At 57.2% G+C, this 4,396-nt stretch carries 3 protein-coding genes and 2 pseudogenes; all 5 read left to right on the top strand.

All coding sequences use genetic code 11. The annotated features are described in order from the left end of the window. A pseudogene (locus DFQ15_RS18010) lies at positions 1-146 on the top strand (IS630 family transposase); the annotation flags it as partial. A gap of 13 nt (positions 147-159) precedes the next feature. Beyond that, positions 160-282: pseudogene (locus DFQ15_RS18005) on the top strand (IS5/IS1182 family transposase); the annotation flags it as partial. 252 nt (positions 283-534) lie between these two features. Further along, the gene (locus DFQ15_RS16625; protein ID WP_110467026.1) at positions 535-1,716 is read left to right on the top strand and encodes a DNA methyltransferase; all 1,182 of its coding nucleotides are present in this window, start codon (positions 535-537) and stop codon (positions 1,714-1,716) included. A 94-nt stretch (positions 1,717-1,810) separates the two neighbouring features. Beyond that, positions 1,811-3,211, top strand: a complete 1,401-nt coding sequence (locus tag DFQ15_RS16620; RefSeq protein WP_199399903.1) for a TRM11 family SAM-dependent methyltransferase — start codon at positions 1,811-1,813, stop codon at positions 3,209-3,211. Continuing rightward, positions 3,208-4,332, top strand: coding sequence for a restriction endonuclease (locus tag DFQ15_RS16615; RefSeq protein ID WP_110467024.1), 1,125 nt, complete (start codon positions 3,208-3,210; stop codon positions 4,330-4,332). Before DFQ15_RS16620 ends, DFQ15_RS16615 begins: the two co-directional genes overlap by 4 nt. The last annotated feature ends 64 nt before the right edge of the window (positions 4,333-4,396 follow it).

The following is a 4,396-nucleotide window of genomic DNA, read 5'->3' as shown; positions in this document are numbered from 1 at the left end:
GCGTGGCCGATCTGGAGCGCTCCATCCGGCAATACATCGACCGACATAACGCCGACCCGAAACCTTTCATCTGGCACAAGAGCGCCGATACGATCCTCGCAAAGGTCGCTCGGGCTGCCCACAAACTTAGTTCGGCTTATTTTTGAGACACCACACTAGCGCGCCGGCATCCCCTGGCAGGACCTGCTCGCGCGCTACGGCGACTTCCGTGTTGTGCACACCCGGCACCCGCGCTGGAGTAAGACCGGCGGATGGGCAGATCTTTTTGCAAAGATTGTTCGAACGCTGCGAGATGGTGTAAAGTGGTGCAACTAATTCGATAGGGTGACTTATGGGTGTCAAACGGGGGCGAAAGCCGACGGGTAAATCCCGGCCGAAACGGGCTTCGGCAAGCCTGCCGCCTGAGATTCACTCGACACTTCAGGACATTGCAAAACAAAAAAAAGTGTCCCTAGCATGGGTAATCCGAGACGCGGCTGAGAAATACATCGCCGAACAGTGGCCGCTGTTTGACAGGAAGACCGAAACTGCGCAATGACCATCCAAGAATTTCATGAGCCTGCTACAGCAGACGGCCGTAGCGAAAGCTTGTCCTTTGCGGAGGTGCAGTCGCGCATCTGCAACGTGGACTGGAGCTTCACCAACAGAAAGCGTGCATTAGCAATCGAGGCAATTCACCCTTACCCTGCCAAGTTTATCGGGGACATTCCGCGTGCGCTATTAAAAGCGCTACCACTGCCACCGAAAACGCTTGTATTTGACCCTTTTGCGGGAAGCGGAACAACGCTGTTGGAGGCGCAGCGCCAAGGCTTGGCGTCGGTAGGTGTCGACCTTAATCCGATAGCCTGCCTCATTGCGCGTGTGAAGACAGCGAGAGATCCCGCGGGCCTAGTCGAAAAGGCGCGTCAGATTGGGGCTGCAGCCCGAAAAAATCGAGTTCCTCTTCGTTGGAGCATCCCGAATGTCGATCATTGGTTCAAAAGCGACGTGCAGGAGGCTATCGCAGCGCTGCTGCAGGAAATAAACGACGTTCAAGTCGGCATAACCCATGACGCCCTGCGGTTGGCGCTCTCATCGATCTTAGTCCGGGTCTCCAATCAAGACAGCGATACGCGCTATGCAGCCGTTGCTAAGGACATCTCGAAACAAGATGTATTCGAGCAATTCGAGGCCGCGATTCAGAAGCTGCACAAGGCGCTAATCGCGCGAGATTGGGAGCAGTCACCGGCAACGGTAATCGAGGCCAATACGTTGACCCTGGCCCACGGCGACCTACCGGGCCCCGTGGGCCTTGTCATCACCTCGCCACCGTACCCAAATGCCTACGAGTATTGGTTGTATCACAAGTACCGGATGTGGTGGCTTGGCTTTGACCCGCTGGCAGTGAAAGAGCAGGAGATTGGCGCTCGTGCCCACTTCTTTAAACGCGAACATCACACTGCTGAGAATTTCTGGGCTCAGATGCGGGGTACATTCAAGCTCATAGACCGAGTACTCGTGAAATACGGCTATGCCTGTTTCGTCATAGGTCGATCCAAGATCCATGGCGTGATCATTGACAACGCCGACATCATCCAAGCCGTCGCGGCCGAGCGTGGATTTGGATTGGTGTCCCGCTTTGATCGCGTCATTTCGGCGAGTAGAAAATCTTTCAACCTTGCTCATGCAAACATCAAGACAGAGACGGTGCTCGTCCTGCAGAAAATTAAGGCTTGAGATAGTGGAGTTAGTTCGGCACTCATATCGCTACTACCCGTATGAATTGGAGCTGGCACGACGCGAGGTAGAGACCCTTCTACCCGAGGCAAGCATGTCCGACACCGCTCGGGGCATCCGCCTGCAGGGTGGTATCAATATGGAGGCAGTCGAGCGGCTTGTGTACTTCGCGGCATCTAAGATCGGCGGGGAGTCGGCTCCGACCATGCAGGCGCAACTTGAGAAGGTCAACGGTAACGGCGTCAACCGGCAATCAACCCGCTACTCGGCTCACGGTCTCCATGAGTACAAGGGGAAATTCAACCCACAGATCGCGCGGGCCATCTTGAACATCCTCGATGTTCCCCTGGGCGCTCGGGTAATCGACCCATTCTGCGGGTCTGGGACATCGTTGCTTGAATGTGCCCACCTCGGCATGCGTGCGGTCGGCACGGACATCAATCCGCTTGCTGTGTTCATTGCTAACGCAAAACTGGATGCAGTAAAGGTTCCTGCCGACGAGTTGCGGCGAGAACTGGGAGCAGCCCTCCAGCGGCACAAATCAGTCAAGGTGCCGAAGGCAGCGCCAGGCGATGTACGCCGAGACTACCTGCTGTCGTGGTTCGATTCCGACGTTTTCGCCGCTATCGAGCGGCTGCGCTTGGCTATCGAAGGCGGGAGCGAGGCCTGTGCTTCCCCACTCCTAGCGCTCGCGAGCAACCTCCTGCGTGACTACTCTCTGCAAGACCCGCAAGATCTCCGAATCAGGCGTCGCAAGACGCCTGTTCCGGAGAAGCCATTTGTCGAAGCGTTCGAGGAGGCGGTTCTTCAGTTCTTGGCGAAGCTCGAAGATGCGCAGTCCGTCTTCCGCAGGCCGCCGGCCGGCAGTAAGGCCCTGTTGCTCGATAGCAGAGACCTTGAAGTAAAAAAACTGAGCATAGGGTCGGCGCAGTTCGATTGCGCGCTGACGAGCCCGCCATACGCGACAGCCCTTCCATACATCGACACCCAACGACTGAGCCTGGTCTGGCTGAGCCTTGTCTTGCCCGCAGAGATTCTTCCGCTGGAAGCTCGTCTAGTCGGTAGCCGAGAGGTGCGAGGTCAATCGAAGCGCGAACTGCTGGCCAGCCTGACGGCTAACAGCGCCGGTATCCCTTCAGCACAAGCAGAATACTGCCTAGCGCTGCAGGCGGCGCTATCCGATGAGGACGGGTTTCGCCGGCAGGCAATGCCGTTGCTGCTCTACCGCTACTTCGCTGGGATGGCCCAAGTATTTCGGGCACTTCGACCGGCCATGAGAGACGGCGCGCCGTTCGCTTTGATTGTCGGCAGCAACCACACGGTTCTTAGCGGCAAACGGTTTGACATCAACACGCCTCAACACTTGGCCGAGCTGGCCGCAGCGAATGGCTGGGAGCACGTCGAGACAGTGCCTCTCCAGACCTATCAGAGGTATGGATATCACATCGGAAATGCGGTAATCGATGAAGGCTTAGTCATCGTGAGAGCCGCATGAACGAGCTAACTCTGCACCCTAACGTCTATGCGACCGGCCAGAGCAAAGGGCTGGTCAACATCCTTGAGCGTGTATGGGTGCGCGAGCATACCCCCGGCGACGGAACGATGTTCGTCGTCTCAGGATTCGGCAACTATAACGGGGGTGTTCGCTTCTTCGAGACCTTCCGGGCACACAAGGCGCGGGGCGGAAACATCGTCGCAGTCTTCGCGGGCAGTGCCAGCAGCAGACTTACAAGCAAACAGGTTGTAAGGGAGATGCTCGACTGCGGGGCATATGTTCATGTCGTCAATCGCAAGCGCCTCCTTCATGCCAAGTGCTACGGCGCGCAAAGCTCACGCGGTGACGCCCTTGTGGTGACGTCGGGCAACTTCACCGGGCCTGGGATGTCGCAAAACGTCGAGATGTCTGTGCTGCTCGATCAGGCATCGACGGCCGCGATGAACTTCTCATGGGGATCTCTCGTAGACAGCATGCTCGCGCAGAATTGGGCGCTCCATCAGCCGACGCTAGCCGACCTGACCGCGCCGGCTTGGCAGCTTCTCTACGACGAGCAAGCGACCGACGTTGTTCTAGACGATACCGGCGAGGTGACGATGCTCTTGAGGCTCAGTCACTCCGACACGGCGCGCATCAAAGCGGCTAGAAACACGACAGCAGCGAAGGGGACGCAGTATTTCTGGCTGAGCAAGGATTGCTATGACTTCTTCCCGCCTCTGACCATTAGAAACGAGCGTGGCCACAAGGCAACTTACTCATGCTTGGTGACCATGAACTACATCGAATTGGGGCGTGTCGATAACCAGTGTCGCGTAACCTTCGAGGCGGAAAACAACCTAGATTTCCGCCTGGGCACGGGGCCCCTGCGCTACTCAGGCTTGGCTGACGAGGGCGATCTTGCCGCGATCTCGCGCGTAGGCGAGAAGAACTATGAAATGCGCTTGTATCCTCAAGGTAGCGCTGGGTATCGGGCGCTCATGCCCTTCGCCGTGAATTTCATTGGGCACCAGGGCAAGCAGTACGGCTTCATGCCAAATTCGGAGTTCAACGCCGTTGCTGGGGTGCGGGTAGGCGTTCAATCGCGCCGACACTTAGAGCGGCTAACAAAACGTTGTCAATGATCGTAAGCAGATGGCACAGCATCCCAAGGAGAGCCAGGCGACATGAATGTCGATGCGACGCCCA

This window comes from Xylophilus ampelinus, from assembly GCF_003217575.1.
Lineage (GTDB): Bacteria > Pseudomonadota > Gammaproteobacteria > Burkholderiales > Burkholderiaceae_C > Xylophilus > Xylophilus ampelinus.
Note: the sequence above shows the minus strand (reverse complement) of the source record. Positions and strands in the feature narration are given on the sequence as shown.

Coding starts and splice junctions, on each gene's coding strand:
- DFQ15_RS16625 (WP_110467026.1), top strand. CDS start 535: ATGACCATCCAAGAATTTCATGAGCCTGCTACAGCAGACGGCCGTAGC.
- DFQ15_RS16620 (WP_199399903.1), top strand. CDS start 1,811: ATGTCCGACACCGCTCGGGGCATCCGCCTGCAGGGTGGTATCAATATG.
- DFQ15_RS16615 (WP_110467024.1), top strand. CDS start 3,208: ATGAACGAGCTAACTCTGCACCCTAACGTCTATGCGACCGGCCAGAGC.